The organism is Isoptericola sp. NPDC060257 (genome assembly GCF_042726645.1).
GTDB lineage: Bacteria > Actinomycetota > Actinomycetes > Actinomycetales > Cellulomonadaceae > Isoptericola > Isoptericola nanjingensis.
This window is the reverse complement of the sequence record NZ_JBHXAW010000447.1, coordinates 1-2,023: the sequence shown is the minus strand read 5'-3', so window position 1 is coordinate 2,023 and position 2,023 is coordinate 1. Positions and strand designations below refer to the sequence as shown.

The window sequence follows — 2,023 nt, the reverse complement described above, 5'->3', positions numbered from 1 at the left end:
TACGCCGACGGTCTCGCCGTGCTCGGCGCCGACGTGGGTGCTTTCCTCGACCAGCTGGAGCGGTTCGCGGACGCCTACGGGGACGCCGTCCGGGAGGCGTGATGCGCTCGCAGCCTGCGTGGCCCCAGACGGATCCTGCCCGATTTCGGGCAGGATCTGGCATGTCGGGGCCGCGGGGCGCATGATGTCCCGGTGACCGACGCCGATCTCGTCGCCCGCATCGCGACCTCCACGGGGCTCTCCCCGGCCGAGGCGGAGCGCGTCGTCGAGGACGTCCTCGCCTGGTACCGCGAACCGGTGGAGGAGTACGTCCGGCGTCGGCACGCGTCGCTGCGCACTTTCGGGCGCCGCAACGAGGAGATCTACGCGCAGATCGCCGTCGAGCTCCGCGACCGCCTGGTCGCGGCACCGGAGCTCAGCGAGCGCCAGGTCCGTCGCACCATCTACGGCTGAAGAACCTACGGCTGAACATCTACGGCTAGGAGCACCCAGACCCATGTGTGGAATCGTCGGCTACGTCGGCCCCCAGCAGGCAGCACCCGTCCTCGTCGAGGGCCTCACGCGGCTGGAGTACCGCGGCTACGACTCGGCCGGTATCGCCGTGCTCAACCCGCGCTCCAGCGCGCACCCGTCGCGCGTCGTGCGCGCCAAGGGCCGCGTGCGCGACCTCGAGGCCGCCCTGCCCGCGCGCCTCGCCGGCACCGTCGGCATCGGCCACACGCGCTGGGCGACGCACGGCGAGCCGAGCGAGCGCAACGCCCACCCGCACACCTCGTTCGACGGCCGCGTGCACGTGGTGCACAACGGCATCATCGACAACTTCCACGCGCTGCGCTCGCGCCTCACCGCCGACGGCGTCGAGCTCACCTCCGACACGGACACCGAGGTCATCGCCCACCTCGTGGCGCGCGAGCTCGCGGCCGGGCTGGGCTTCGAGGACGCCGTGCGCGCCGCCGTCGCGCAGATCGACGGCACCTACGCCCTCGCGGTGACCGACGTGCAGAACCCGGACCGCGTCGTCGTCGCGCGCAACGGCTCGCCGCTGCTGCTCGGCGTCGGCGACGGCGAGATGTTCGTGGCCTCGGACGCCGCGGCGATCGTGCGCCACACCAGCCAGGTCGTGCTGCTCGACGACGGCGACTTCGCCTCCGTGACGGCCGACGGGTTCCGCACCTTCACCAACGACGAGGAGCACACGGCGCGCGACGCCGTCACGATCGACCTCACCGTCGAGGAGCTGGAGCTGGGCGGCCACGCCCACTTCATGCACAAGGAGATCCACGAGCAGCCGGAGACGGTGGAGCGGATGCTGTCCGGCCGTCTCGACGACCGGTTCGGCACCGCCAAGCTCGACGGCCTCAACCTGGACCCGCGCGAGATGCGCCGGTTCGCCCGCGTGAAGATCCTCGGCTGCGGCTCCGCGTACTACGTGGGCCAGCTCGGGGCGTCCATGATCGAGGACCTGGCGCGCATCCCGGCCGACGCCGAGCCCGCGAGCGAGTTCCGCTACCGCAACCCGATCATCGAGCCCAGCACCCTGTACGTCGTGGTCAGCCAGTCCGGCGAGACCGCCGACACCCTCTTCGCCGTCCGCGAGGTGCAGCGCAAGGGCGGCACCGTCGTCGGGCTCGTCAACGCCGTCGGGTCCTCCATCGCCCGTGAGGTGGACGGCGGCATCTACCTGCACGCCGGGCCCGAGGTGGCGGTCGCGTCGACCAAGGCGCTCACGCACATGGGCGTCGGGTTCGCGCTGCTCGCGCTGGCGCTGGGCCGCGTGCGCGACCTGTCGTTCGCGGACGGCAAGCGCATCATCGCCGGCCTGCGGGCGATCCCCGGGCAGATCGCGCAGATCCTGGGCGACGAGGAGGACCTGTCCGCCGCGGCGAAGGAGCTCTCCGAGGCGCCGAGCCTGTTCTTCATCGGCCGCGTGCGGGGCTACCCGGTGGCGCGCGAGGGCGCCCAGAAGTTCAAGGAGATCACCTACCGGCACGCCGAGGCGTACCCGACGAGCGAGCTCAAGCAC

The 2,023-nt window shown here is 72.0% G+C and carries 2 protein-coding genes; both read left to right on the top strand.

Features of this window, described 5'->3' with window-relative positions:
* Positions 1 to 192: 192 nt before the first annotated feature.
* A complete protein-coding gene (locus ACFWEK_RS21150) occupies positions 193 to 453 on the top strand; it encodes a hypothetical protein (RefSeq protein ID WP_430555315.1) in 261 nt (86 codons plus the stop codon).
* A 43-nt stretch (positions 454 to 496) separates the two neighbouring features.
* Positions 497 to 2,023 (top strand): glutamine--fructose-6-phosphate transaminase (isomerizing) (gene glmS, locus ACFWEK_RS21145; protein ID WP_430555314.1); only part of this gene is annotated, 1,527 nt, incomplete at its 3' end.